21 protein-coding genes are annotated in these 25,847 nt (G+C 33.9%); 10 read left to right on the top strand and 11 right to left on the bottom strand.

Features of this window, described 5'->3' with window-relative positions:
- Positions 1 to 20 precede the first annotated feature (20 nt).
- From DUZ96_RS09935 to DUZ96_RS09920, 4 genes are read right to left on the bottom strand one after another with little or no spacing between them, the layout of a single operon-like run.
- The gene (locus tag DUZ96_RS09935) at positions 21 to 1,094 is read right to left on the bottom strand and encodes a cytochrome-c peroxidase (RefSeq protein ID WP_114301801.1); all 1,074 of its coding nucleotides are present in this window, start codon (positions 1,092 to 1,094) and stop codon (positions 21 to 23) included.
- A complete protein-coding gene (locus DUZ96_RS09930) occupies positions 1,084 to 1,845 on the bottom strand; it encodes an MbnP family protein (RefSeq protein WP_114301800.1) in 762 nt (253 codons plus the stop codon). The genes DUZ96_RS09935 and DUZ96_RS09930 overlap by 11 nt, the downstream gene beginning before the upstream one ends.
- Positions 1,845 to 3,170 carry a hypothetical protein gene (locus DUZ96_RS09925; RefSeq protein ID WP_114301799.1) on the bottom strand — a complete coding sequence of 442 codons (1,326 nt, stop codon included), beginning with the start codon at positions 3,168 to 3,170 and terminating at the stop codon, positions 1,845 to 1,847. Before DUZ96_RS09925 ends, DUZ96_RS09930 begins: the two co-directional genes overlap by 1 nt.
- 4 nt (positions 3,171 to 3,174) lie before the next feature.
- Entirely contained in the window at positions 3,175 to 4,428 is a 1,254-nt protein-coding gene (locus DUZ96_RS09920) for a choice-of-anchor B family protein (RefSeq protein WP_114301798.1), read from the bottom strand.
- 106 nt (positions 4,429 to 4,534) lie between these two features.
- Here DUZ96_RS09920 and thiL point away from each other — a divergent pair, with 106 nt between their 5' ends.
- Positions 4,535 to 5,581, top strand: coding sequence for a thiamine-phosphate kinase (thiL, locus tag DUZ96_RS09915; protein ID WP_114301797.1), 1,047 nt, complete (start codon positions 4,535 to 4,537; stop codon positions 5,579 to 5,581).
- A gap of 632 nt (positions 5,582 to 6,213) precedes the next feature.
- Here thiL and DUZ96_RS09900 read toward each other — a convergent pair.
- Positions 6,214 to 6,990 (bottom strand): alpha/beta fold hydrolase, encoded by a 777-nt coding sequence (locus tag DUZ96_RS09900; protein WP_114301794.1) that lies wholly within the window; start codon positions 6,988 to 6,990, stop codon positions 6,214 to 6,216.
- A gap of 94 nt (positions 6,991 to 7,084) precedes the next feature.
- Between DUZ96_RS09900 and DUZ96_RS09895 the strand changes: the two genes are divergently transcribed.
- Positions 7,085 to 8,638 (top strand): serine hydrolase, encoded by a 1,554-nt coding sequence (locus DUZ96_RS09895; RefSeq protein ID WP_114302327.1) that lies wholly within the window; start codon positions 7,085 to 7,087, stop codon positions 8,636 to 8,638.
- Positions 8,638 to 9,921, top strand: a complete 1,284-nt coding sequence (gene brnQ, locus DUZ96_RS09890) for a branched-chain amino acid transport system II carrier protein (protein ID WP_114301793.1) — start codon at positions 8,638 to 8,640, stop codon at positions 9,919 to 9,921. Before DUZ96_RS09895 ends, brnQ begins: the two co-directional genes overlap by 1 nt.
- On the opposite strand, the gene DUZ96_RS09885 is transcribed toward brnQ, so the two are convergent.
- Positions 9,899 to 10,552, bottom strand: coding sequence for a hypothetical protein (locus tag DUZ96_RS09885; RefSeq protein WP_114301792.1), 654 nt, complete (start codon positions 10,550 to 10,552; stop codon positions 9,899 to 9,901). The two genes, brnQ and DUZ96_RS09885, sit on opposite strands and share 23 nt — an antisense overlap.
- 101 nt (positions 10,553 to 10,653) lie before the next feature.
- Between DUZ96_RS09885 and DUZ96_RS09880 the strand changes: the two genes are divergently transcribed.
- On the top strand, positions 10,654 to 11,982 hold the full coding sequence (locus DUZ96_RS09880; RefSeq protein WP_114301791.1) for an aspartate kinase: 1,329 nt from the start codon (positions 10,654 to 10,656) through the stop codon (positions 11,980 to 11,982).
- A 21-nt stretch (positions 11,983 to 12,003) separates the two neighbouring features.
- Here the strand turns inward: DUZ96_RS09880 and dcm are convergent, their stop codons facing one another.
- The 3 genes from dcm to DUZ96_RS09865 all read right to left on the bottom strand — a co-directional run bounded on the left by dcm (position 12,004) and on the right by DUZ96_RS09865 (position 14,880).
- A complete protein-coding gene (gene dcm / locus DUZ96_RS09875; protein ID WP_114301790.1) occupies positions 12,004 to 13,011 on the bottom strand; it encodes a DNA (cytosine-5-)-methyltransferase in 1,008 nt (335 codons plus the stop codon).
- Between the two features lie 3 nt (positions 13,012 to 13,014).
- Positions 13,015 to 13,476 (bottom strand): hypothetical protein, encoded by a 462-nt coding sequence (locus DUZ96_RS09870; RefSeq protein WP_147267076.1) that lies wholly within the window; start codon positions 13,474 to 13,476, stop codon positions 13,015 to 13,017.
- A 111-nt stretch (positions 13,477 to 13,587) separates the two neighbouring features.
- Entirely contained in the window at positions 13,588 to 14,880 is a 1,293-nt protein-coding gene (locus tag DUZ96_RS09865) for an aminopeptidase P family protein (protein ID WP_114301788.1), read from the bottom strand.
- Positions 14,881 to 14,989: 109 nt separating this feature from the next.
- Here DUZ96_RS09865 and DUZ96_RS09860 point away from each other — a divergent pair, with 109 nt between their 5' ends.
- The 5 genes from DUZ96_RS09860 (at position 14,990) to DUZ96_RS09840 (ending at position 23,379) form a co-directional block, all read left to right on the top strand.
- On the top strand, positions 14,990 to 17,833 hold the full coding sequence (locus tag DUZ96_RS09860; protein ID WP_114301787.1) for a YCF48-related protein: 2,844 nt from the start codon (positions 14,990 to 14,992) through the stop codon (positions 17,831 to 17,833).
- Positions 17,834 to 18,066: 233 nt separating this feature from the next.
- Positions 18,067 to 18,753, top strand: a complete 687-nt coding sequence (locus DUZ96_RS09855; RefSeq protein ID WP_114301786.1) for a succinate dehydrogenase cytochrome b subunit — start codon at positions 18,067 to 18,069, stop codon at positions 18,751 to 18,753.
- Between the two features lie 11 nt (positions 18,754 to 18,764).
- Complete coding sequence (locus tag DUZ96_RS09850) at positions 18,765 to 20,765, top strand: fumarate reductase/succinate dehydrogenase flavoprotein subunit (protein ID WP_114301785.1); 2,001 nt, start codon at positions 18,765 to 18,767, stop codon at positions 20,763 to 20,765.
- Between the two features lie 9 nt (positions 20,766 to 20,774).
- Entirely contained in the window at positions 20,775 to 21,521 is a 747-nt protein-coding gene (locus DUZ96_RS09845) for a succinate dehydrogenase/fumarate reductase iron-sulfur subunit (protein ID WP_114301784.1), read from the top strand.
- An 85-nt stretch (positions 21,522 to 21,606) separates the two neighbouring features.
- Positions 21,607 to 23,379 (top strand): MutS-related protein, encoded by a 1,773-nt coding sequence (locus DUZ96_RS09840; RefSeq protein WP_114302326.1) that lies wholly within the window; start codon positions 21,607 to 21,609, stop codon positions 23,377 to 23,379.
- Between the two features lie 53 nt (positions 23,380 to 23,432).
- Here DUZ96_RS09840 and rpmA read toward each other — a convergent pair whose 3' ends face one another.
- A complete protein-coding gene (gene rpmA, locus DUZ96_RS09835; protein ID WP_114301783.1) occupies positions 23,433 to 23,693 on the bottom strand; it encodes a 50S ribosomal protein L27 in 261 nt (86 codons plus the stop codon).
- An 18-nt stretch (positions 23,694 to 23,711) separates the two neighbouring features.
- A complete protein-coding gene (gene rplU, locus DUZ96_RS09830; protein ID WP_114301782.1) occupies positions 23,712 to 24,209 on the bottom strand; it encodes a 50S ribosomal protein L21 in 498 nt (165 codons plus the stop codon).
- 290 nt (positions 24,210 to 24,499) lie between these two features.
- Here rplU and DUZ96_RS09825 point away from each other — a divergent pair, with 290 nt between their 5' ends.
- Entirely contained in the window at positions 24,500 to 25,837 is a 1,338-nt protein-coding gene (locus DUZ96_RS09825) for a pitrilysin family protein (RefSeq protein ID WP_114301781.1), read from the top strand.
- Positions 25,838 to 25,847 lie beyond the last annotated feature (10 nt).

Genomic DNA, 25,847 nt, shown 5'->3' with positions numbered 1-25,847 from the left:
ATTTAGAAAAACCTTTAAAATTAATTCTGGAAATCCGGATTGGCAATAAAAGAAGGGTCGGTTAATGTGAGTAAAAATAGCTTTAAATCTGCTTTTTCTTGATCTGTTAGTTGTACACCACCTTCATCAACTTTTTTCATTAAAGGATCAATTGTTGGAGAGTTCTGAAGTCCTTCACTGTAATGATTAATAACTTCATCTAATGTAGAAAATCTACCGTCATGCATATATGGTGGAGAATAGGCTAAATTGCGAAGTGAAGGTGATTTAAATTTACCATTGTCCGATGGGTCACCAGTAACTGCGCCAAGACCTAAATCAGTAAATTGACTATCTAAACCGTTGTTGTGAAAATCATTATCAGTCCATAAAGGATTATTAGGGTTTCCATGACAATGAAAGCAATCACCCTTATCTTCACGCATAAAAATATCTAGTCCATTGAGTTCTTGTGGTGATAAAACTGCTTGATTTTGCAAGTAGTTATCAAATTTTGAATTGGCAGAAATCAATGTTCTTTCAAATTGTGAAATGGCTTTGGTCGTAAGCTCTTTTGTTATTGTAGGTGTATTAAATGCAAGATCAAATAACTCAGGGTAATCTGGATGAGCTTGTAATCTCGCCACAACATTGTCCCAATCACTATGAAGTTCAATTGGGTTTTCAACTGGTTCGATTGCTTGTGTTTCGAGACTTAATGCCTTACCATCCCAATTAAACCTTTCATTATAGTTCCAAGCCATATTAAATAGAGGCATAGAATTGCGTGTTCCGGCAATTCCGTCAATGCCTAAACTTGTTGGGGCATTATCTGTAAATGCATTTTGAGGAGAATGACAAGATGCACAAGATTTTGTTCCATTGGCTGATAAAATATTGTCAAAAAATAATCTTTTACCCAAGGCAATTCCCTCTTTGGTCTGAGGGTTATCAGATGGGATTATTGGATCAATAATATTATCTGAAAATATTTCAGGAATTTCTAATGGTTGTAATTTTGGTATATGAGTCCTATCATCACTCGAACAATTATAATTTAGAATTAATAGCCCGAAAAAGAAAATAATATGTCGCGTTCCTTTATTAGTTAACATTACCTAAACTAAATACATTTTGACCATTTTGATACATAAGAATCTGTGCGGAAGTGTTCGGCATAAGCATTTGATTCAATTCGTTTAAATCCCAAAGATTAGGAGTTTTAAACCATTCTGCAATATTCATTTCAACCTCAACCTCAACATTGTCGTTAATAACAATATTCCCTAAATCAACACTAAAGAACGTGTCTTGAGGAAACGTTGCATTTGGACCTAGATTCTCCACTGCTCTTATAGCATGGTAGTTGTATCCTTGTTCTTCCATACTGGAGTTTATAAACTTTCCATCTAATTGCATGTAGTGGTAACCTCCACCTAAATTATCAGGAACATTGAAAGATTCAGAATTTAGGTCAATCAAATTCTCAGAATTATCCTCATTATCCAATCCAAAAGTAAATGACACATTATATGTGCCAGTTGGAACGGGCTCTTGAGGAGTAAAACTCATATCATTATTTGTAACATCAATTAGATTGTAAATGTCTAATTCAATAGTTCTTTCTTCATTTGAAAAAATAATATCTGACACAACATACCTTAATCTTTCGATACTTAATAAATCACCATTTTCATTAATATATTGAATTGCATTAAAATTAATGCTGGTAATTAGGGTACCATCCCAATTATGGGTAAACTCAAAAGTTGTATAGACTTGAGGTTCCTGGTTATCATCATTGTCCTCTCCACAGGAATACAATACCAATACTATAAGACCAAGTAAAGCCAATATTTTTTTCATTAATCCTCTATTTTTATTAAAAGTAAATCAGAAAATCCTTTATTAATAATTATGTCTCCATCAATGCTAGAGGTGTCACCAACTGCGATTATTGAACCGTCATTTAATTCTGCAATATCATATGCAAAATCAATATTTGAACCGCCAATGGTCGTTTCCCAGAGAACTTCGCCGTTTGCATTAATTTTTAAAACCCAAGCATCATTTTGACCTTTATTGTTGTTAACATCAAAATCATTACTACGAGAACTTCCAGACAGAATAAAATTACCATCTTGAGAAGATTTAATTGATCTGGCGACATCAAAATTTGAACCTCCAATAGACTTTTCCCATATCAGTTCGCCTTGAGGAGTAATCTTTACCAACCATAAATCTGCGCCACCTTTATTGTTTGAAACGTCAACATCATCACTTCTGATATCACCAGTAATTAAAAAATTGCCATCTCCTGAAGCAATGATTGATCTACCTTCATCTATTTGTGTTCCACCTAGGGATTTTTCATTAAGAAGCGCACCTTCAGGTGATATATCTAATATCCAAAAATCGTAAGTGCCTTTATTATTTGAAATATCGGTATCACTACTATCGGAACTTCCAACAACCAAAAAGCCATTATTATCTTTTTGTACAATTCCGAAAGGTGTATCGGTAAAATTTCCACCATAGAAATTGCTCCATTCAAGTTCTCCTAATTGATTAACCTTAATCAACCAATAATCTCCGCCTGCATGTCTATTATCGTTGCGGTTGGTTACACCTTGGCCTCCAGATGCAGAGATATCTATAATACCAGAGAGTAAAAATCCTAGATCACTTGTTTCAATTAAAGAAATGCCGGAATCTGAACCTTCAAAGCCAAATGAATTTTGCCAAATTAGGTTGCCAGAAGCATCTAAACGGAGTAACCAGAAATCTTGAAGTCCTTCATTATTAGTAACGTCACCATCTTCACTAAAACTGAATCCCAAAATCGCATACCCACCATCTTGGGTTTGAACAATACTATTGCCTCTATCGTCACCAGAACCGCCATAAGTTTTTTGCCATTCAACAGTGTTTTGCGAGCTATATTTAATTACCCAGAAATCAAAACTTGTATCTTGTTTATCAGTTAAATCACCATCATTACTTTGCGTGTATCCCAAGATGATATACCCTCCATCAACTGTAGCTGTTACTGACTGAGCACTATCGTTATTAGAGCCGCCTAAAGTTTCAACCACAACTTCAAAATTATTCGGAAATGAAGATGGATCGTCGTCAGAACAATTAAAGAGAAGGCAAAAACCAAGCAAGTATTTTAGCTTACCTAATTTCATAATATTAATCTGGTTTTACCACAAATAGTCCACCTTCAATATCACTTATTATGATATTGCCACTTTCAAAGTATGGATAGATATTCCATGCGCCATTAAAAGCTGTATTATCATTAGGGATGAAGGTGTCAAAAAAAGCAAATTCTGTCATTACACCTGATGCAATATTAGAAATATCAACTATTCTTAAGCCAGCCGAGTAATTTGCAATGTAGAAATTGTCACCTACCACATAACCATTGTGGTCAATTGCTCCTGTTGGACCATAATAGTCCATTTGAAATGTAGGATTGTCTAAATCAGTAAAATCAAAAACTACTGTTCTGGTATTTAAACCAAAATTAATTTCGTCCACTTCGTCACCCAACAAGAAGTAAGTCATATCATCAGTAAACCAACCTTGATGCGTATAACCAATGTTACTATAATTCATTGTTGAAATTTGGGTAGGTGCATTCTTATCAGTTACATCTACTAGAACTACTTCATTAACGTTACTGCCAATTAATATTTCTCTTCCAGTATAGTCGACATCTGGCCCATTGTATGTTACTACTTGGGCATCATGAGAATAAGCATCATCTGCATAACCACCGGCTGAAAGAGGATTTAATGGGTTTTGAATGTTTACAAAATGTGGACCTCCAGAAAATGTCTCAGTACCTACAGCATATGCAAAGCCACTTTCTTCATTAATTACAATATTATGGGCTTTACCAAAGCCGTTATATATAACATCTGGAGAAAAGATTTGAGGTGGGTTAGCAACATTTCGCAGTCTCGTTAGGTCAAATACTTGCATGCCATGTTGCCTGTCTGCTAAAGGAACACTAGAAGTAAAATCAGCTACAATGAATGCATAATTATTATAAACTTTTATATCGCGCCAAATACTGTTCACGGTTTCTGTAGGAATTCTGCCTAAATATATAGGTTGTGTCGGGTCTGAAATATCTACAAAGGCAGCACTTGTAGTTGTCCCAACTAAAGCATATTCCTTTCCAGTCTCAGGGTCTGTCCAACCCCAAGAATCATTTCCTTCTGCACCATCGCCACCGAGTTCTTCAACAGGAATTAGACTCATTAAATCAACCCCATTACATGGATGCCCATTTGCAAAACCATTTTCACAAGGAAATTGAGGAGTAAAATTTATCGGATTATCAGACGTTGTGTCATCATCTGAACAACTAAATAAATGAAATGTTAAGGTTAAAACAACTAGCATGCTAGTCGTGATTTTTATGGAGCGTTTCATAATCTTTTTTTAGCAATTTACAGTAAATTTTACATTTGTTAGAAAGAACATCTTAATTATTGACATAAATACCTAACGTATTTAAAAAACATAATATTTTTGCAATATGTTAGAAGATAAGAATCCACATCGTACGCAATTAAGTGAATTAGGAGAATTTAAATTAATTGAACACCTTACTCAAAACTTTAGTATAACTCAAAAATCTACAATAAAAGGAATTGGTGATGATGCTGCTGTTTTAAGTTTTAAGAATAAACAGATTGTTATTACAACTGATTTGTTGGTTGAGGGTGTTCATTTTGATTTGAGCTATGTGCCATTGAAGCATCTAGGGTATAAGGCAGTGATTGTAAATCTTTCGGATGTTTATGCAATGAATGCAATTGCCAAACAAATTACAGTATCTATTGCCGTTTCCAACAGATTCCCTGTTGAAGCTTTAGAAGAGTTGTATGCTGGGATTGAAACTGCAGCAAAAATCTATAACATTGATGTAGTTGGTGGAGATACAACCTCATCAACATCTGGATTAATTATTTCCGTGACTGCAATAGGAGAAGTAGAAGAAGGCAATGAAGTATTGAGGTCTGGTGCTAAACCAAATGACCTTTTGGTAGTAACTGGAGATGTTGGAGGTGCCTATATGGGACTTCAGGTATTGGAACGTGAGAAGGAGGTTTTTAAGGTTAATCCAAATAATCAACCAGACTTATCTATGTATGCTTATATTGTTGAGCGCCAATTAAAACCAGAAGCAAGAAAAGACATCGTAGAATTATTAGAAAAGCTTGAGGTAAAACCCACCAGTATGATTGATATAAGTGATGGTCTTTCGTCTGAAATAATTCACCTGTGTAAGCAAAGTAATGTTGGTGTTGCTCTATATGAAAATAAGATTCCTTTAGACCCGCAGGTTATTTCAACTTGTGAGGAGTTTGATATTGATAGTACTACTATTGCTTTAAATGGAGGAGAGGATTATGAATTGCTTATGACAATTTCTCAAGAAGACCATCCCAAAATAAAAGGAAATCCAAATTTAACAGTGATTGGATATATAACAGATCAAAATAATGGAATGTATTTAGTTACAAGAGCTGAACAAAAAATTCCAATTATTGCAAAAGGATGGAATGCTCTTACGAGCTAATCATAAATATTTTTTGACTTCGTTCTAATCGTTTGTTATGTATACGGTTTAAAACAGAATTTATTTCTTTGAACTTTGGAGTTAATGGGATAAACTTTCCGTTGCCATCAATTGTCATTTCAGATTTGCAGTGTTTGCACTTGTATTCTTTAACGTGGTAAGTCACGTTTTTTGACACTACGTAGTTGTGGCCAAATAATGAGCAGTAAACGTTTTTCATTTAACTAGTAGTCTTTTTCTTTATGTAGATTAAGGATAAATAGGGAGTTCTAATATATAAAAACTAGTTATTCACAGGTTATTAACAATTAATAAATCGATGAACTGAATGTTTTTTGCTTTAAACGTATTAATCTGCTTGTATAGATACGTTCTAATGCGGAATTTATGTCTTGATATTTTGGGGTAAGCTCAATTAATTTACCGTTACTATTGGTTGTCAATTGTTTTTTACAACATTTACATGTATACTCTTTCACGTGGTTTGTGACCTTTTTAGATAGTTGGTAATTATGACCAAAAAAATCACAATAAAGTTTGGTAGGCGTCATGGTAGATTTGTGTTATATCTCATTATTTGTTTTGGGACAATAAACTTAGATAAAAAAACAACATAAAAACGCTAAAATGTGTTATTTTTCGATAAAATGTTTTAAAAAGTAAGATAAATCTGTTTTATTTTCAATATGGCTCATATGCCCTCCAGATAATTCAACCAATTTAATAGGTGTGTTTTTGATTAATTTAGCTAAAGCCTTAGGATTAATAAGATTGTCTTTTTTACCAATTAGTATTACCTTTTTACCCTGTATGTTTTTAAAAACATTTAATCTGCGATTGCGCTGAGCCATACCTCGTTGAGCAGCAATATATCCTTGAACAGGAGTTTTTAGAGCTACTTTAAGAGCATCATTATATTTAGACTTGAATCTCTCTTTGCTCTCAGGTGCAAAAAGATTTGCGAATGAAGTTCTTACTAATTGTTTATAATTTTTACATACCATTTCTACTGCTCGAAGTCTCAGTTTTATTCTCTCTTCAGAATCATCTTCAAAGGTGGAATTCATCAAACATAAATCTGAAACAAGATTGGGATAAAGATCTGACAATGCAAGTGCCACATAGCCACCCATGGAGTGACCAATAACTTTTACACTTTTAACTTTTACATGTTTTAAAACAGTAAAAACGCATCCGGCCATATCTTCCATAGTGTGTATGTAACCTATTGAGTCTGTTTTTCCATGACCCAATAAATCAATAGAAATTACTTTATTCTTTGAAGAAAAGAGAGGTATCAATTCCTCCCACATTTCTTTACTTTCAAGAAAACCATGCAGTAGTAATAAAGGTTTACCTTCCCCTGTAACCTTAAAATGTATATCAATGTTTTTATAATGTAAAATCACTAAGGCAAATATAGATTTTGCTATCCATTTTATATAATACCAATCCTATACAATTTTGTTATATTTGAGAGATTTCAAACCAAATCAATCTTCAATGAAATTTTTAAAACTATCATTACTGCTGTTGGTTATCCCTATTAGCTTTTTTTTAAATGCTCAGCTACAAGAAGCGGAACTAGATCAATTAATTAATGAATCACTTAAAACTTTTGAAGTTCCTGGGATTTCAGTTGGGATATTAAAAGAGGGTGAAGTTGTCTATGCAAGTGGTCACGGTGTCAGATCTTTGACTAAGAATGGAAATATGAATGATAATACTTTAGTAGGTGTTGCTTCAAACAGTAAAGGTTTCACTTGTTTTGCGTTGGCCATGATGATTGATGAGGGAAAATTGAATTGGGAAGATCCTGTTAGAAAACATATTCCAGAATTTCAGTTACACGATTCATGGGTGACTGAAAATTTAACTGTTAGAGATTTGGTAACACATAGAAGTGGTATGGGACTAGGAGCAGGAGATTTAATGTTTTTCCCAGAAGGGAATGATTTCACGGTTGATGATATTATAAACAACGTAAAATTTTTAGAACCAGAAAGTTCCTTTAGAAGTAAGTTTGCTTATAACAACAACATGTTTATAATAGCAGGAGAAGTATTAAAACGTGTCAGTGGCCTCACCTGGGAAGAATTTATTGAACAAAAAATCATGAAACCTGTTGGTATGACCAATAGTAAAGCCTCTTATAATCGAGTTTCGGATAGATCTAATATTATTGATGCACATACTAGAGCTGATGGCAAAGTAATTCAGATTCCCCATGATTGGAGTGAAACCGCAAATGCTGCAGGTGGTATTGTTAGTAATGTAAATGATATGCTTACTTGGGCAAATTTTTTAATGAATGATGCTGTAACAGAAGAAGGTGAGCGCTTGTTAAGCAAAGAACAGTTTCATGAATTGTGGCAATTACAAACGCCACTCAAAGTAAGACCAGGAGATTGGTATAATTCTAATTTTAGAGGCTATGGATTGGGTTGGTTTGTTACAGATGTGAAAGGTGGTTTTAAACAAGTCTATCACACTGGTGGTCTAATAGGTACGGTAACACAGTTTACCATGATACCAGACTTAGAATTGGCAATTGTTGTCCTTACAAACCAAATGAATGGATCAGCTTTCAATGCTATTACCAATACAATTAAAGATTCTTATTTAGGATATGAAGATAGAAACTGGTTAAAGTTTTATAGAGAGAGAAATTCAAAATATTTAAAATACAATGATAGTATCAAAGCTGAGGTGTATTTAAAAGTTGATAAAATTAAAGCGAATCCTATTCTTCCAAAACCAGATCAAATAGTTGGGACTTATACAGATGATTGGTTTGGTAATATTGTAGTTAGTCATGACGGACAAGGTTATGAGATAAAATGTATACGATCACCAAGATTGTTCGGTGAATTATTACCATATAATGCAACCACCTTTGTTGCAAAATGGAAAGATAGAAGTTATGATGCAGATGTTTTTGTTCAGTTCACTTTTAACGAAAATGGAAAGGCAGTTACGGCATCTATGAAATACATTGCACCAATAACTGATTTTAGTTTCGATTTTCATGATTTAGAACTCGTAAAAACAGATTAATGAACAATACAAAACGAATTTTTCTTTTCGGTTTTGTGCTATTCGCAGGTTTTTTTGGAGCTGGCAATTTAATTCTTCCACCACTTTTAGGATATAATTCTGGTCCAGATTGGTGGTTAGTTGCTTTTGGGTTCATTATTACAACTACAGTAATTCCATTTTTGTCTTTGTTCGCACATGCAAAACTTCAAGGAACAATGCTTGCATTTGGCAATAAGGTATCACCACTTTTTAGTTTGATTTATTGCATTGTCATGTATCTTATTATTGTTGCATTACCCTCACCAAGAACAGCTGCCGTAACCCACGAAATGGTCATTGAACCAATTTTGGGCACACCTGCAATTTGGACGAGCCTGATTTATTTCTCCTTAGTTTTTCTTTTTGTAATTAACCGTTCTAAGGCATTGAATATTTTGGGTAAGTACTTGACTCCAATAATTGTAATAATGGTTTTATTAATCATTATTTTAGGTTTAGTTTCAACTAGTTCAGATATGAATCCTCCAATATTTGAAACACCATTTGTAGATGGTTTGTTGGAGGGCTACCAAACTTATGATGCACTTGCAGGTATGGTTATGGGTGGAGTAATTATTATTTCACTGAATAAAAACAATTCATTTTCATATTCTGAAAAGAAGAAAATCATTGCCAAATCAGGATTTGTGGCAATGTTAGGTTTATTCATTATTTATGCTGGTCTTATCTCAATTGGCGCAATTTATAATGGCGAGTTTCCTACTGATGTCAGTAGAACGGATTTATTGTTTGGACTTGCGGTGAAGACTTTAGGCAACATTGGTGCAACATTTGTAAGTGTTTTGGTGGGACTTGCCTGTTTTACAACGGCTGTTGCTATCACTGTATCTATTGCTGATTTTTTTGAGGAATTGTTTAATAACAATCGCAAAGTATATGTAATTACAACTATTATATGTTGTGTTACTGGAATAATTGTTGGCAGCTATGAAGTTAGATTTATCATTGATATTGCTTTGCCAGCATTAATGTTTATTTATCCTATTTCAATTGTACTAATACTACTCAATATTTTACCAGATGGATATGCAGGCATTACCATATTTAGAATCGTAGTTAGTGTGACTTTTATTTTTAGTATTCCAGATTTCCTGAAGTATTTCCTGCCTGAGAATTCGCTTAGACCAATCACAGAACTATTACCCTTAGCAGACCAAAGTCTTGGTTGGATATTGCCAGCAATTATTGCATTTATAATTGGAAATGTATTAGTTAATCTTAAAAAGAATTCAAACTCTTAATAGCAGAAAATGCTTTATCTACCAAATGATTTTCTACCAAGACGGTAAATTCGTTTGTCGTAGAAATTACTTCATATAGTGAAATATTTTCCCATGCGAATCGCTTAAAAATCTGATAATATAAACCTGAAATTTTTGAATTATTTTCGGGTAACCTGATGCTTATTGCAGAAAGATTGTTTTGAGATCCTATCATATTTTCTTGTTTAAAACTGTCAAGTACTATTTGTTTTTCCGATTCTGAAACCACAATATTGCTCTCATATATTCCTCTAGAAAAACCATAGAAAGCTTTTGGATTTAGGTTTTCCAATACCTTAGCATGGCTTTCTATTAAAGTAGCAGAATTTTGAAAAGTAAAATCCAATAAATTAGAACGAACAGTAATATCTCCAAGTTCCTTTAAAACCAATTTAAGTTGTTGCGATTGCCTCAAATGTCTGGGTGGATTATAGCGTCTTAATGCCATCATAATAGCACCTGTCTTTACAGGTTTCCTTAGCATTTTGCTTATTGGTTCTTGTAATTCCTCTGACAATGCTGAGAAATTAATGATCTCTCTAAATAGAGCTTCTTCTAAAAATGGTTGCGTGATTAAAATTTCCTCTACGCAAGACGCTATTGTTTTCATTTTGTTATTTAATTAACAATTTGTGTAAAAGTAAACTATTTCTTTTATTTTTTTAGTTGTCTTTCAAGCGCATTATACTTTTGCTTTATAAAAGTAGAATTATGTTGGTTTATAAGTTTGGCGGTACTTCAGTAGGATCTGTTATTAACATGAATCATGTTAAGGAAATTATAGATTCAGAACAGACTAAAATAGTGGTTCTTTCGGCGATGTCTGGGACCACAAATGCACTGATCGAAATTTCGATGCTTTTTAAAAATGAGCAATGCTCAAGAGCTAAAGAAAAGATTGATGTATTACATGAAAAGTATAATGAAACGGTATATGATTTATTAAGTAATGTCGAATTACGAAATGAAGTTACAACATATGTTAATCATATTTTCAAAGGTTTGAAAGATGCTGTAGATCAAGACTATAGTTTGCCACTTCATAATATGATACTTGCTAATGGCGAATTGCTTTCAACATATATGTTCACTCGGTTTTTAAGGCAGGAAGGGAAAAATGCTCAATTATTACCAGCATTAGATTTTATGAGAATTGATAGAAATAATGAACCAGACCTATTTTATATAAAACAAAATCTAAATCGCTTGATAGAATCTTCAGATAAAGCTGATGTATATGTTACACAAGGGTTTATTTGCTTAGATGCTGATGGAGCAATTACCAATTTACAACGTGGAGGCAGTGATTATACCGCAACAATTATAGGAGCAGCAATTGAAGCTAATGAAGTTCAAATCTGGACTGATATTGATGGATTTCATAACAATGATCCTAGATATGTTAATGAAACTTCTGCTATATCAAAACTATCCTATGATGAAGCTGCAGAATTAGCCTATTTTGGAGCAAAAATTTTACATCCTCTTACTGTCTTACCGGTAAGAAATCTTGATATTCCATTACGATTAAAAAACACAATGGCACCAGACGCTCATGGTACTTTAATAACTAATAAAATCCATGGTGAAGGAATAAAAGCAATGGCTGCCAAGGATAATATTACAGCGATAAAGATAAAGTCGGTAAGGATGCTATTGGCTCATGGTTTTTTAAAGAAGGTTTTTGAGGTATTTGAGAAGTATGAGACGCCAATTGATATGGTAACAACTTCAGAAATAGCGATATCACTAACTATTGATGACATTACATATTTAGGGCAAATAGTTGAAGAACTTCAAAAATTTGCAACTGTTGAGGTTGATGATTATATGAGTATTGTTTGCCTAGTGGGAAATCAGATAATTTATCATCCTGATACTCCAGAATTGTTTCAGGTTCTTCAGGATGTTAATGTTAGAATGATTGCATATGGGGGCAGTAATAATAATATTTCTTTACTAGTAAATACGAGTGATAAATTAGAAACATTACAAAAGTTACAACGTTATATTTTTGAAAACACAACAGCGGTAGTATAAGACCTTTAAGATGATATGGATTTATATTGTAACAGTCTCTAATGTGTCATCTACAGTTTTTATCTCTACCGTATTAAGAACTTCTAGAATATACTTTGATAGTCGATTAATCACAGGAACACTCACGGAATTTCCTGCTTGTTTGTAGAGATGAGAAATCGCGATATTTGGTAGTTTATAATTGTCATCAAACCCTTGAAATCTAAAACACTCTCGTGGTGTTAGCTTTCTAAATCCATAAGGTGTTTTTATCAAAGGGACATTATGACCACCAGTACCCATATTGGCTGTGAGTGTTGGGCAAACATTAGACTTGTTTTCGCGCACATATTGGCGTCTAAATTGATACACTGTATCATCTCGTTTCATAGCATCTTTGAGCATAGGGTACATATACTTATCTTCACCATAGTAGTATCTGTCATCTACTTTTTCTGTCAATACTACATCTTGTACTGTTTGTGTTAGTTCCTCCTTTTCAGGAAATCGAAATTCAAAATCATTAAAAAATGAAGTGTCCATTTCCTTATCAAATGCGACAATAAAGATGCGCTCTCTATTATGAGGTACGTTACCATAATCTTTGGTGTTTAATACCCTGGCATCAAACGTATAATTGCGTTTTTCAATAAGTTCTTTTATAATTTTAAAAGTTCTTCCCTTATCGTGGCCAACGAGATTCTTCACGTTTTCTAGAAACAACACTTTTGGTCGCATCTCATCAACAAAATCTAAGATTTTAAAAAAATGATTACCACGCTTATCATCAAAGCCCTGTCTGTAGCCAGCAACGGAAAATGGTTGACAAGGAAAACCTGCTGTTAAAACATCAATCTCATCTAAAGCAGAAATATCTAATTCCATTACATCACCTTCAATTAGTTGATGTTTAAAATTATTGCGATAAGTTTTGCAGGCATTTTTGTCAAATTCATTGGCCCAAGAGAGTCTGAATCCGTTGTTTTTAAATCCCATGCAGATACCTCCAACACCAGCATATAAACTCCCTACCGTATAAGACGTACTCATCAGTTAAATAATTTCCTCAATTGGTTTTAGATCACTGAACCCAATAAAGTTTTTTAGGTTAACAGAATTTACAGTTTCATTACTAGAATCTACCAAATTGTTTAAAATCATTTCTTTATCACCATAGCCGCAAATGCTAAAAGTAGATTTGTCTTTTTGAATCACAAAGACTATTGGGTTTAGTATAGTTTTAAACTCTAGAACGGGTAATGAGCCAAAATCGAAGACTTTAATGTCGTAAACACCATCTTTGCCAAGAAGTTGTGGCTTAAAATCTTTTATGTTAAGCTCATTAATTGTTGTGATCGCCAGGTTTAAATGCTTTTGGCACGATACTAAACCTCCGTAATTTTTTAAAGTTTTATCAAGAAATGTTTGTCCTTCGTAACGGTCTCTAAGTTGATTTAGGTTTTTTAATCCTAAGGAATTCAAAACAGAATCTCTTACAGCGAACTCTTCTTTCATTGACAATCTAATTTGTGGGTATTGCCTAAGATATTCACCTGTATGTTTTAAAAATTCTGTAATCAAACTATTTTTTTTAGATCGAACGCTAAGATAATGAAGTTATCCTTACTAACTGTTCATTAAATCTTCAATCTCATCTGCTTCAATTGGGATATTGCGCATTAAATTGAATGGTTCGCCCGAATCTTGAATCACAACATCATCCTCTAGCCTTATACCAAAACCTTCATCTGGTATATATATTCCAGGTTCAACGGTAAATACCATATTTGCTTTCATTGGTTCATGTAATAACCCATAGTCATGTGTGTCTAAACCAATATGATGAGACGTTCCGTGCATAAAATACTTTTTATAGGCAGGCCAATCAGGATTTTCATTTTGCACATCTGCCTTATCAATTAAGCCCAAATCCAAAAGTTCAGAAGTCATAAGTTTCCCAACTTCAACATGGTATTTTTCCCATAAGGTTCCTGGGACCAACATTTTTGTGGCATTGTCTTTAACTCTATTGACTGCATTATACACGGCTCTTTGTCTATCAGTGAATTTACCTGATACAGGGATTGTCCTTGTCATATCACTAGAATAATTGGCATATTCTGCTCCAACGTCCATAAGAATTAAATCGCCTGCTTTACACTGTTGATTGTTTTCTATATAATGCAAAACGTTAGCATTGTTCCCAGATGCAATAATTGGTGTATAAGCAAATCCTTTAGAACGATTATTCAAAAATTCATGCATATACTCAGCCTCGATATTATACTCCCAAACTCCAGGTTCTACAAAATTTAAAATTCGTTTAAAACCTTTTTCGGTAATATCACAGGCTTTTTGCATTAAGTCTAGTTCAATTTGATCTTTTACCGAGCGTAAGCGCTGTAAAATAGGATTGCTCTTTGCTACTGAATGCGCTGGGTATTTATCCTTCAACCATTTTGTAAAACGATCCTCACGAGTTTCCGTTTCTACATTGGCTCTATAATGTTCATTGGTATTAATGTATACTGTATCACATTGCGTCATTAATTCAAACATGACCTTTTCCATATCCTGCAACCAGTATACTGTCTTAATACCAGAAGTCTCAAAGGCTTTTTCTTTAGTCAACTTTTCTCCTTCCCAAACTGCAATGTGATCGCTGGTTTCTTTTAAGAATAAAATTTCTCGATGCTTTTCTTTAGGACAGTCAGGGAATAAAACTAAAATACTTTCCTCTTGGTCAACACCACTTAAATAGAAGATATCTCTATGTTGGGCAAAGGGTAAGGTACTGTCAGCACTTATTGGATAAATATCATTAGAATTGAACACGGCTAAACTACTTGGCTTCATTTGTGACATGAAGTTTTTGCGGTTTTTTATAAAGAGTTTAGAGTCTATTGAATCGTATTTCATTTTCAAAAAATTTAGAACTTTAAAGGTACAAGAATCTGTTAAACTTTGTTAGCAAATTTTGTTCAGGATATTAGATTAGTTAATTTTCATCTTGTAAAAACCAACCATCATGTCTTATTCAAAATTTCTTTCATTAGCCTTTATATTTTGGACACTTTTTTTAAAAGCACAACAGCCTGCAACTTCTGCTGAGACAATAAAAAATGCCTTAGAGCAAAAAAGAGCAATGACACAAACGTCATTAGTTAAAAACGTACCTTTTAAAAATATAGGTCCAACCATTATGAGTGGTCGTGTAGTAGATTTGGATGTTAACCCTAACATGCCTTCAGAATTTTATGTTGGGTATGCTTCTGGTGGTATTTGGCATACTACAAATAATGGAACAACATTTACACCAATCCTAGATAGTTCTGACACTCAAAATGTTGGTGATATAGCAGTGCACTGGCCGTCAAGAACCATATATGTTGGGACAGGTGAAAATAATGCGTCGAGATCTTCTTATGCTGGGATAGGACTTTTAAAATCAACAAACAATGGGGAATCATGGAAAAATGTTGGTTTGATGGATGCCCACCATTTCGCACCAATTCTTATTCATCCAGACGATCCAAATGTTGTTACTGTAGGAGTAACGGGTCATTTATATTCTCCAAATACTGAAAGAGGAGTATATAAAACTACAGATGGTGGAAAAACTTGGGAACAAACATTATATGTTGATGATATGAGTGGAATTATTGATTTACAACATAGCCCAAACAACTATAATGTTATGTTTGCTACCTCTTGGACAAAAGACAGGAAAGCATGGAACTTTACAGGAAATGGTTCAAATTCTGGCATTTATAAAAGTACAGATGCTGGTGCAACTTGGACTAAAGTATCAACTGAGAATAGTGGTTTCCCAACAGGCGAAGGTGTTGGTAGAATTGGTGTTGCAGTCTTTAATGATGATATTATTTACGCTGTACATGATAGTCAATTCAGAAGGCCGGACGAAAAGAAGAAATCTGATAAGCGTGGTTTAACCAAAGAAGATTTTAAAACCATGTCAAATAAAGACTTTTTAGCCTTAGATGATAAAAAGCTTAACACATTTCTTAAAACAAATGGTTTTCAAGAAAAGTATAGAGCTGAAAATGTAAAACAGATGGTGCGCTCAGGTAATGTAAAACCTGTAGATTTAGCCAAGTATCTTGAAGATGCAAATTCTATGTTATTTGACACACCTGTTGTAGGAGCTGAGGTTTATAAAAGTACAGATGGAGGTAAAACATGGAAGAAAACTCATGAGGATTATTTAGATGGTATATACTTTAGTTATGGGTATTATTTTGGTCATATACATGTCTCTCCAACAAATGAGAATGATATTTACATTTACGGTGTTCCGATTGTAAAATCAAAAGATGGCGGAAAATCTTGGTCTTCTATTAGTGCAGAAAATGTTCATGCAGACCATCATGCATTATGGATAAATCCTAAAAATCCAAATCACTTAATAGATGGAAATGATGGAGGTGTTAATATTACATATGACGATGGTGAAAATTGGATAAAAAACAACTCACCATCAGTTGGACAGTTTTATGCCATCAATGTTGATAATGAAAAACCATATAATATCTATGGTGGCTTGCAAGATAATGGGGTTTGGAAGGGTGCTAATAATGCCCGCGAAGATAAAGGCTGGCATCAGCGTGGTCAGTATCCATGGGAATCTATTATGGGAGGTGATGGCATGCAAGTACAAATTGACAATAGAAATTCAAATATTGTATATACAGGTTATCAGTTTGGAAATTATTTCAGACTCAATTTAGAGACAGGTGATAGAGTTTATATACAACCTAAGCATACTTTGGGAGAAAACCCATACCGATTTAATTGGCAAACGCCAATTTTGCTTTCTCCGCACAATCAAGATATTTTGTATTTGGGAGGCAATAAATTAATGCGTTCTATGAATCAAGGTAACGATTGGGAGGCTATAAGCGTTGATTTAACAAACGGAGGCAAAAAAGGAAATGTTGCCTATGGCACTATAACTTCTATTAGTGAGAGTCCATATCAATTTGGACTGATTTATACAGGATCAGATGATGGTCTAGTGCAAGTAACTAAGAATGCAGGTGCTAGCTGGACAAACATTTCGAGTTCATTTCCAAAGGACCTTTGGGTAAGTCGAGTTGTTGCGTCTCAGCATAAGAAAGAACGTGTTTATGTTACGTTAAATGGTTACCGTTGGGATGATTTTAAGGTATATGTTTATATGAGTGATGATTATGGTCAGAACTGGAAAGATATTAGCAATAATATTCCTGCTTCACCGGTAAACGTGATAAAGGAAGATCCTGAAAACGAAAAACTACTTTATGTTGGAACTGATAATGGAGCATACGTATCTTTTGATATGGGGAATTCTTGGGAAATATTTTCTCATGGATTACCTAATGTAGCTTTTCATGACATTGTCGTTCAACCTGAAGCTAAAGATTTATTATTGGGTACGCATGGTCGTAGTATTTATAAGGCAAATATTGCGCCCCTCCAAAAAATGAATGGAAAATTAAAATCCAATTCTATAACAATTTTCGATTTAAGCCCTGTACGTAAATCTGATCGTTGGGGAAGCTCTTGGAGTAAGTGGTTAGACGCTTTTGAGCCTGAAAAGGCCATTCAGTTTTATAGTAATACTTCTGGTAGTAAGACCCTTAAGGTATTATCTGAGAAAGGTGCTGAATTAAATAGTTTGTCAATCAATTCAGATAAAGGCTTCAACTACGTTTATTATAATTTAGACATTACTGAAAAAGGTAGGAAAGCTTTAATGAAAGAAAATACCAGTATAGATATCAATAAGGCTAGCAACGGAAAATACTACTTACCAAAAGGAAGGTATAAAGTTCAAATAGGAAGCACTATATCTAAATTGGAGATTAGGTAATATATTTAAATTTAGATGAATTTCATCAATTTTATTGAACTCGAAATCAACATATTATTTAGCTAAAATAGACAACTTTCGTTTAACGATATTTTTATTATAATATAATTGTCAATCCTTGTTGTGATATGTAGATTATAATCATTCTAAATAAATAATTATAACATACGTCAGTTGCTAATGCGTGGATTCTACTGTATTTTTGTGCAACTAACAAAAAGATTAGACCTACAATGAGCGGAATTCTAAATTCGTCGATTGGAAGAAAGTTTGCCATGGCACTTTCGGCACTCTTCCTCATGATTTTTCTTGTAATGCATGTTTCCATCAACTTCACTTCAGTTTTTAGCGAAGAGCTGTTTAATGAAATGTCCCATTTTATGGGAACAAATCCTTTAGTTCAAGGATTAATGCAACCTATATTAATAATTGGAGTGATTTTTCACTTCGTTATGGGTATTATACTAGAAGCAAAAAATAAGTCATCCCGAAGTATAAAATATGCCAGTAATACGGCATCAGATAATTCTACTTGGGTATCAAGAAATATGTTATTAACTGGAGTAGTAGTCCTTGCCTTTTTAGGATTACACATGTATGATTTTTGGGTACATGAAATGACGGTCAAGTATGTTGAAGGCGACATGAGTGGGTTAATTGACCCAAACAACGCTGAGTCAGGTTTCAGATATTATGAAGAGTTAAGAGAAAAATTTGTAAGCCCAGTAAGAGTTGGTATTTACGTTGTAGCATTTGTGTTATTAGCATTGCACCTATTGCACGGATTTAACTCAGCTTTTCAATCAATTGGAGCCAATAACAAGTATGTTCGGAGTTTAAATGGTTTTAGTAAGGTTTATTCTATTGGTATTCCTGCTTTATTTATTTTCATCGCAGTTTACCATCACTTTACACACTAAAAAAAATCACTATGTCAAAATTAGATTCTAAAATTCCAGAAGGTCCATTAGCGGACAAGTGGACAAAACATAAAAATGATATCAACCTGGTTAATCCTGCAAACAAGCGTTTAATAGATGTGATAATTGTAGGGACTGGATTAGCTGGTGGTTCAGCAGCGGCAACCCTTGCAGAATTAGGTTATAACGTTAAGGCATTTTGTTTTCAAGATTCACCAAGACGCGCACACTCAATTGCGGCACAAGGTGGTATTAATGCAGCAAAAAATTACCAAGGAGATGGTGATTCTACATACAGATTATTTTATGACACTGTAAAAGGCGGAGATTACAGATCTCGTGAAGCCAATGTTTACAGATTGGCTGAGGTATCTACGAATATCATTGATCAGTGTGTTGCTCAAGGTGTACCATTTGCGAGAGAGTATGGTGGTTTACTTGACAATCGCTCTTTTGGTGGTGTATTGGTATCGCGTACGTTTTATGCAAAAGGGCAAACGGGACAGCAATTGCTTTTAGGAGCTTATGCTGCAATGAACCGTCAAATAGGTCGTGGTAAGATAAAGATGTATACGCGACACGAAATGCTAGACGTTGTGATTGTAGATGGTAAAGCAAGAGGTATAATTGCACGTAACCTTGTAACAGGTGAAATAGAGAGACATAGCGCACATGCTGTTGTGCTTGGCACAGGTGGTTATGGAAATGCATTCTATCTTTCAACATATGCTATGGGCAGTAATGTTACTGCCGCATGGAAAGCACATAAACGAGGAGCCTTCTTTGCAAACCCTTGTTATACTCAAATTCACCCAACATGTATTCCAGTTTCTGGTAATCATCAATCTAAATTGACTTTAATGTCAGAATCTTTACGTAACGATGGACGCATCTGGGTACCAAAACATAAAAAAGACGTTGAGGCAATAAGAAATGGTAGTTTAAAACCAACTGATCTTGCTGAAGAAGATAGAGATTACTACCTAGAAAGACGTTATCCGGCATTTGGTAACTTAGTACCTAGGGATGTTGCTTCGCGCGCAGCAAAAGAACGATGTGATGCTGGATATGGAGTTAATCAAACAGGTGAAGCTGTATACTTAGATTTTGCATCTGCAATTGAACGCTACGGGAAAGAGCAAGCATTTGTAAAAGGATTAAATGTTGAGGACAAAGCCGTTATTACAAAACTTGGAAAAGAGGTAGTTGAGAATAAATATGGTAACCTTTTCCAGATGTATGAGAAAATTGTAGATCAAAATCCATATGAAACACCTATGATGATTTATCCTGCTGTGCATTACACAATGGGTGGATTATGGGTAGATTACAACCTCATGACAAATGTACCTGGTCTTTATGCTATTGGTGAAGCAAATTTCTCAGATCATGGTGCTAATAGACTTGGGGCATCTGCCTTAATGCAAGGTCTAGCAGATGGCTATTTTGTATTACCTTATACAATTGGAGATTACTTAGCTGATGATATTAGAACGGGTCCAATACCTACAGACTCTAAAGAATTCGATGATGCAGAACAAAAGGTTAAAGGAGATATTGATAAATTAATCAATAATGAAGGAACAAAATCCGTAGACCATTTCCATAAGCGTCTTGGTAAAATCATGTGGAATAAATGTGGTATGGCAAGAAATGAAAAAGATTTAAAAGAGGCCATTCAAGAAATAGCAGAACTAAGAGTTGAATTTTACAAAGATGTATTTGTTCCTGGAACAGAGAATGAATACAATGAAGAATTAGCTAAAGCTGGCCGTGTTGCTGACTTCCTTGAATTAGGCGAGTTATTTGCTAAGGATGCCTTAGAACGCGAAGAATCTGCTGGTGGGCACTTTAGAGATGAATTTCAGACAGAAACTGGTGAAGCCATGAGACGAAAAGAATTCCAGTATGTTTCGGCTTGGGAATATAAAGGGCAACCTAGTGAAGCAGTTCACCATAAAGAAATCTTAGAATACGAAAATATAGAAGTGAAAGAGAGAAGTTACAAATAAAGAGCTATGATGAATTTAACATTAAAAATATGGCGTCAAAAAGACGCAAATGATAAAGGAAAAATCGTTGATTATCCAATAAGTAATATTTCTCCTGACATGTCTTTTTTAGAAATGTTAGATGTTTTAAATCAGGAGTTAATTGAAAAGGGAGAACAACCAGTTGCATTTGATCACGATTGTAGAGAAGGAATTTGCGGAACATGTTCCCTTTATATCAATGGAAGAGCTCATGGTCCTGAGACTAAAATTACTGCATGTCAGCTTCACATGAGAAGTTTTAAGGATGGCGACACAATTTATATAGAGCCTTGGAGGGCAAAAGCCTTTCCTGTCATTAAAGATTTAATTGTTGATCGCACCTCGTTTGATCGTATTCAACAAGCAGGTGGGTTTATATCAGTTAATACTTCGGGTAATACCCAAGATGCCAATGCTATTCCAATTGAGAAGGAGAATGCAGATAAAGCATTTGATGCGGCAACTTGTATTGGTTGTGGTGCCTGTGTTGCAAGCTGTAAAAATTCTTCTGCAATGTTATTTGTATCTGCTAAAGTCTCTCAATTTGCATTATTACCACAAGGACAGGTTGAGGCAACAGATCGTGTATTGAATATGGTTAAGCAAATGGATGATGAAGGATTTGGAAACTGTACAAATACAGGTGCTTGTGAGGTAGAATGTCCTAAAGGAATATCATTAGAGAATATTGCTAGGATGAATAGAGAATACCTAGTTGCAAGTTTTAAAGGGTAACTAGTGCCTGCTGTTGCAGGTATATTAAACATTTTATCCCAAGGTAATGTCTTATCTTGGGATTTTTATTTTTATCAAATTTCAAATGGAGAATGCACTAGAGTTTTATGAAAATCAAATTAGGAAGTATAAGACTTTGTCAAAACAGGTATTTAAGAAATTAAGTCTTTTCAGTACTTTGAGAGTCGTAACATTCTTATTAACTGTTATAGGTATTTACTTACTAAGAAACCATTGGAAGTCAGCTCTCGGAATAGGCATGTTAGGGACAGGTATTTTTTTATTCTTATTATCAAAATATACTGATTTAAAAAATAAAAGAGCACTATATAATCGACTGGTAAAAATTAATGAAGATGAATTAAGAATTGCCTCTGGAGATTTTTATCATAGACCAAACGGAATCAAATATCAAAATCCTAAACATCATTTTAGCCTTGATATAGATATGTTTGGGAATGGTTCGTTTTTTCAATACATTAATAGAACTACAATTCCGGAAGCAAAGGATAAACTTGTTCAGAATCTGTTGGCTAATAACATTAATAATATCCAATTGCGCCAAGAGGCAGTTAAAGAATTGGCTAAACTTCCAGAATGGAGACAATACTATACAGGTATTGCAAAAGGATTTTCAGTTGAATATTCGGCAGGCGATATTATTAAATGGCTAAACAATTACACGCCTTTTTTAACTGGGGTTCATTTTTGGTTATCAATATCATTTAGTATTCTGTCTATACTAGTTTTATGTTTAGTTGTTCTGGAAATAGCACCTATTGAATTTGCAGGTTACTGGTTGCTAATTGGATTAGGAATAACAGGTCGTTACCTAAAGAAAATTAACAATCTGACTCAAAATACTGAACGAACAAAGAATACCTTTAAACAATATGCACTACTGTTAGATCAAATTGAAAATTTTGATTTTCAATCTGTATTACTTAAAAAACAACAAGAAAGAATTAAGGTTGATGAAGTTAAAGCTTCTGCAATCTTTACAAAGTTTACCAAATCCTTGGATCTATTAGATAATAGAAATAATTTCATTTCTGCGATTTTTGGTAATGGTTATTTGCTTTGGGATATCAAGCAAAGTTACCATGTAGAGCAATGGATAGCTGAATATTCAAGCAAGGTCGAGGATTGGTTTGATGTTGTTATCTTTTTTGATGCATATAACAGTTTAGGCACATATGCTTTTAATCACCAGGAATTTGTATATCCAACTATAACTAATAATTCAACCACCATTTATTCAAAGTCTTTGGGACATCCTTTAATACACCCTGAGAAAAGGATAGATAGTGATTTAGAACTATTAAAGGAACAGTTCTTTATTGTTACAGGAGCCAATATGGCTGGTAAAAGCACATTTTTGAGAACAGTAGGTCTTCACATTGTAATGGCAAATGTGGGTTTACCTGTATGTGTGGAAAAGTCTAACTATAAACCTATTAAGTTAGTTACGAGTATGCGCACAACCGATTCATTAAAAGATGACAGCTCGTACTTTTTTAGTGAATTAAAACGGTTAAAATTTATCGTAGATACAATTGAGAACGATTCCGATTATTTTGTAATCTTAGATGAGATTTTAAAAGGAACCAATAGCACAGACAAGGCACTTGGGTCAAAAAAGTTTGTTGAACGTTTGGTTAAACTTAAGGCGACCGGAATAATTGCTACACACGATTTAAGTCTAACAGAAATAGAAACAGAGATCGAACCAATTAAAAATTACTTCTTTGATGCTCAGATTATAGATGACGAATTACACTTTGATTACAAACTTAAAAAAGGCGTTTGTCAAAACATGAATGCAAGCTTTTTACTTAAAAAAATGGAAATATTATAAATAAAAAACCCTCACTAAAATAGTAAGGGTCTTGAATAATTTATAGTTATTTCTTAAGCCTGAAAAGGCTCTATAGAAACATAAGACTTATTGTCCTTCTTTTTAGTAAACTGTACTATACCATCAACTTTAGCATGTAAAGTATGGTCTTTTCCTTGGTATACGTTTTCACCCGGATGGTGCGTGTTACCTCTTTGTCTTACGAGGATATTTCCTGCAACGGCAGCTTGTCCACCAAAAATCTTAACACCTAATCGTTTCGATTCTGATTCTCTACCGTTTTTAGAACTACCAACTCCTTTTTTATGTGCCATTTTATTCTAGTTTTAATATTAACTTAACGCTGCAATTAAATCAGCCTTTTTCATTGAAGAAATACCTGAAATACCCTTAGCTTTGGCCAATTCTTTTAATTGAGCAACTGTCATTTTACTCAAATCTTGAGTTGCTTCTTCCTTAACCTTAACTTTTGGTTCTACTTTCTTTACCTCTTTTTTTGGAGCGGCTTTCTTAGCACCTGAAGCTGTAATACCTTCAATAACAATTTCTGTTAATGATTGTCTGTGGCCATTTTTAACTCGGTAACCTTTACGTCTTTTCTTTTTGAAAACGATTACCTTATCACCTTTAAGGTGCTTTAAGACTTTTGCACTTACTTGTGCACCGTCTATAGCTGGGGCGCCTAAAGTAACATCGCTACCGTTTCCTATTAAAAGAACATTATCGAAAGAAACTTTCTTACCTTCTTCTGTAGATAAACGATTAACAAAAACTTTTTGGTCTTTTTCAACTTTGAATTGATGCCCTGCTATCTCTACAATTGCGTACATAGCGTAACGTTTTTATTATTTTGTTTAAAAATTAAATAGCCTTCTTTTTCAGAAAGCGGATGCAAATATAATCCTAAATTCTTAATCTACAAACGTTTTAGGGGATTTCAAGAGTATTTTAAGTACTAGTATTTAATTCCAGTAAAATAAGTCAATTAATTCTCACACTTTTCACATTTTATTTAGTACTTGCAGCGAAATGATTCTTTATTTTTGTTGAGCTTTGTGTAACAAAGCAACTCAAACGAAGACAAACACTAAAATAATTTAATTTTAAAAATCATTAAATAATGAAAAAAAGCTTATTTACTCTAGCGCTTTTTATGTTTGTAGGATTATATTCTACAGCCCAGAAAGTCGAATTTGAAGAGTACAAATTAGATAATGGCTTGCATGTTATCTTACATCAGGAAAATGCGGCACCAATTGTAACTGTAGGTGTGATGTATCAAGTAGGTGCAAAAGACGAGGTAGAGGGAAGAACAGGATTCGCTCATTTTTTCGAACACCTTTTATTTGAAGGTACTGAGAATATCGAAAGAGGAGAATGGTTTAATATCGTTTCTGCAAATGGTGGAAGAAATAACGCAAATACAACTCAAGATCGTACATATTATTACGAAACCTTCCCATCAAATAAATTAGAGATTGGTCTTTGGATGGAAAGTGAGCGCATGCTTCACCCAATTATTGAACAGGTTGGTGTAGACACGCAAAATGAGGTTGTAAAAGAAGAAAAGAGACAACGTATTGATAATGCACCATATGGTAAAATCATTTACAGAACAGGTGTGAACAATCACTTATTTAAGAAACATCCATACGGAAGGTCAGTAATTGGCTCAATGGATGATTTGAATGCTGCCAAACTAGATGAGTTTATTTCATTTAATGATCAATATTATAATCCTAATAATGCAACATTGGTTGTAGCTGGCGATATTGATGTTGAGGCAACAAAAAAAATGATCCAGGACTATTTTGGTCCAATAGAAAATAAAGCTGAAGCTAATGTTAGGAAGCCTGTTGTTGAAGATCCAATTACGGAGACACGTTATGCAACAGAGTATGATGCTAATATTCAAATACCAGCGTACATATTTTCATATATTACACCAAAATCTGTAGATAAGGATGCTTATGTATTAGACTATATTTCTTCAATATTAACTGGTGGAAATAGTTCTAGAATGTACAAGAGAATGGTAGATCAAGATAAAGTTGCGTTACAAGTTTTAGCTTTTAATCAAGCAAGTCAAGACTACGGAACTTATACTATGGGAGCCTTAATTAAGGGTGAACCAGACTGGGATAGCCTTAAGGCAACAATGGACGAAGAAATTAAAAAACTTCAAACCGAATTAATTTCAGAGAAAGAGTATCAGAAATTAAAAAATCAATTTGAAACTAGATTTGTTAATGCAAATTCGCGTATTGAAGGTATCGCTTCCTCGCTTGCAACATACCAAATGTTACAAGGCGATGCTAGTCGCATCAATAAGGAGTTAGATATCTACAACAGCATTACTCGTGAAGATATAATAGCTGTTGCCAACAAATATTTAAACCCTAATCAACGTGTTGAAATAAAATATTTAGCAGGTTCAGAACCAGAAAGCGATAAATAAAATAATAAGA

It is taken from the genome of Winogradskyella sp. KYW1333 (assembly GCF_003335675.1).
Taxonomy (GTDB): domain Bacteria; phylum Bacteroidota; class Bacteroidia; order Flavobacteriales; family Flavobacteriaceae; genus Winogradskyella.
This window is presented reverse-complemented; position numbering and strand designations above follow the sequence as displayed.

Excerpts from the sequence above, each read along its gene's own strand:
- DUZ96_RS09840 (WP_114302326.1), top strand. The coding sequence starts at position 21,607 with ATGGAGAATGCACTAGAGTTTTATGAAAATCAAATTAGGAAGTATAAG.
- DUZ96_RS09845 (WP_114301784.1), top strand. The coding sequence starts at position 20,775 with ATGAATTTAACATTAAAAATATGGCGTCAAAAAGACGCAAATGATAAA.
- rpmA (WP_114301783.1), bottom strand. The coding sequence starts at position 23,693 with ATGGCACATAAAAAAGGAGTTGGTAGTTCTAAAAACGGTAGAGAATCA.
- DUZ96_RS09935 (WP_114301801.1), bottom strand. The coding sequence starts at position 1,094 with ATGTTAACTAATAAAGGAACGCGACATATTATTTTCTTTTTCGGGCTA.
- DUZ96_RS09855 (WP_114301786.1), top strand. The coding sequence starts at position 18,067 with ATGAGCGGAATTCTAAATTCGTCGATTGGAAGAAAGTTTGCCATGGCA.
- DUZ96_RS09870 (WP_147267076.1), bottom strand. The coding sequence starts at position 13,476 with ATGAAAGAAGAGTTCGCTGTAAGAGATTCTGTTTTGAATTCCTTAGGA.
- DUZ96_RS09885 (WP_114301792.1), bottom strand. The coding sequence starts at position 10,552 with ATGAAAACAATAGCGTCTTGCGTAGAGGAAATTTTAATCACGCAACCA.
- dcm (WP_114301790.1), bottom strand. The coding sequence starts at position 13,011 with ATGAGTACGTCTTATACGGTAGGGAGTTTATATGCTGGTGTTGGAGGT.
- DUZ96_RS09850 (WP_114301785.1), top strand. The coding sequence starts at position 18,765 with ATGTCAAAATTAGATTCTAAAATTCCAGAAGGTCCATTAGCGGACAAG.
- DUZ96_RS09920 (WP_114301798.1), bottom strand. The coding sequence starts at position 4,428 with ATGAAACGCTCCATAAAAATCACGACTAGCATGCTAGTTGTTTTAACC.
- DUZ96_RS09865 (WP_114301788.1), bottom strand. The coding sequence starts at position 14,880 with ATGAAATACGATTCAATAGACTCTAAACTCTTTATAAAAAACCGCAAA.
- thiL (WP_114301797.1), top strand. The coding sequence starts at position 4,535 with ATGTTAGAAGATAAGAATCCACATCGTACGCAATTAAGTGAATTAGGA.
- brnQ (WP_114301793.1), top strand. The coding sequence starts at position 8,638 with ATGAACAATACAAAACGAATTTTTCTTTTCGGTTTTGTGCTATTCGCA.
- DUZ96_RS09880 (WP_114301791.1), top strand. The coding sequence starts at position 10,654 with ATGTTGGTTTATAAGTTTGGCGGTACTTCAGTAGGATCTGTTATTAAC.
- DUZ96_RS09825 (WP_114301781.1), top strand. The coding sequence starts at position 24,500 with ATGAAAAAAAGCTTATTTACTCTAGCGCTTTTTATGTTTGTAGGATTA.
- DUZ96_RS09930 (WP_114301800.1), bottom strand. The coding sequence starts at position 1,845 with ATGAAAAAAATATTGGCTTTACTTGGTCTTATAGTATTGGTATTGTAT.
- DUZ96_RS09925 (WP_114301799.1), bottom strand. The coding sequence starts at position 3,170 with ATGAAATTAGGTAAGCTAAAATACTTGCTTGGTTTTTGCCTTCTCTTT.
- DUZ96_RS09895 (WP_114302327.1), top strand. The coding sequence starts at position 7,085 with ATGAAATTTTTAAAACTATCATTACTGCTGTTGGTTATCCCTATTAGC.
- DUZ96_RS09860 (WP_114301787.1), top strand. The coding sequence starts at position 14,990 with ATGTCTTATTCAAAATTTCTTTCATTAGCCTTTATATTTTGGACACTT.
- rplU (WP_114301782.1), bottom strand. The coding sequence starts at position 24,209 with ATGTACGCAATTGTAGAGATAGCAGGGCATCAATTCAAAGTTGAAAAA.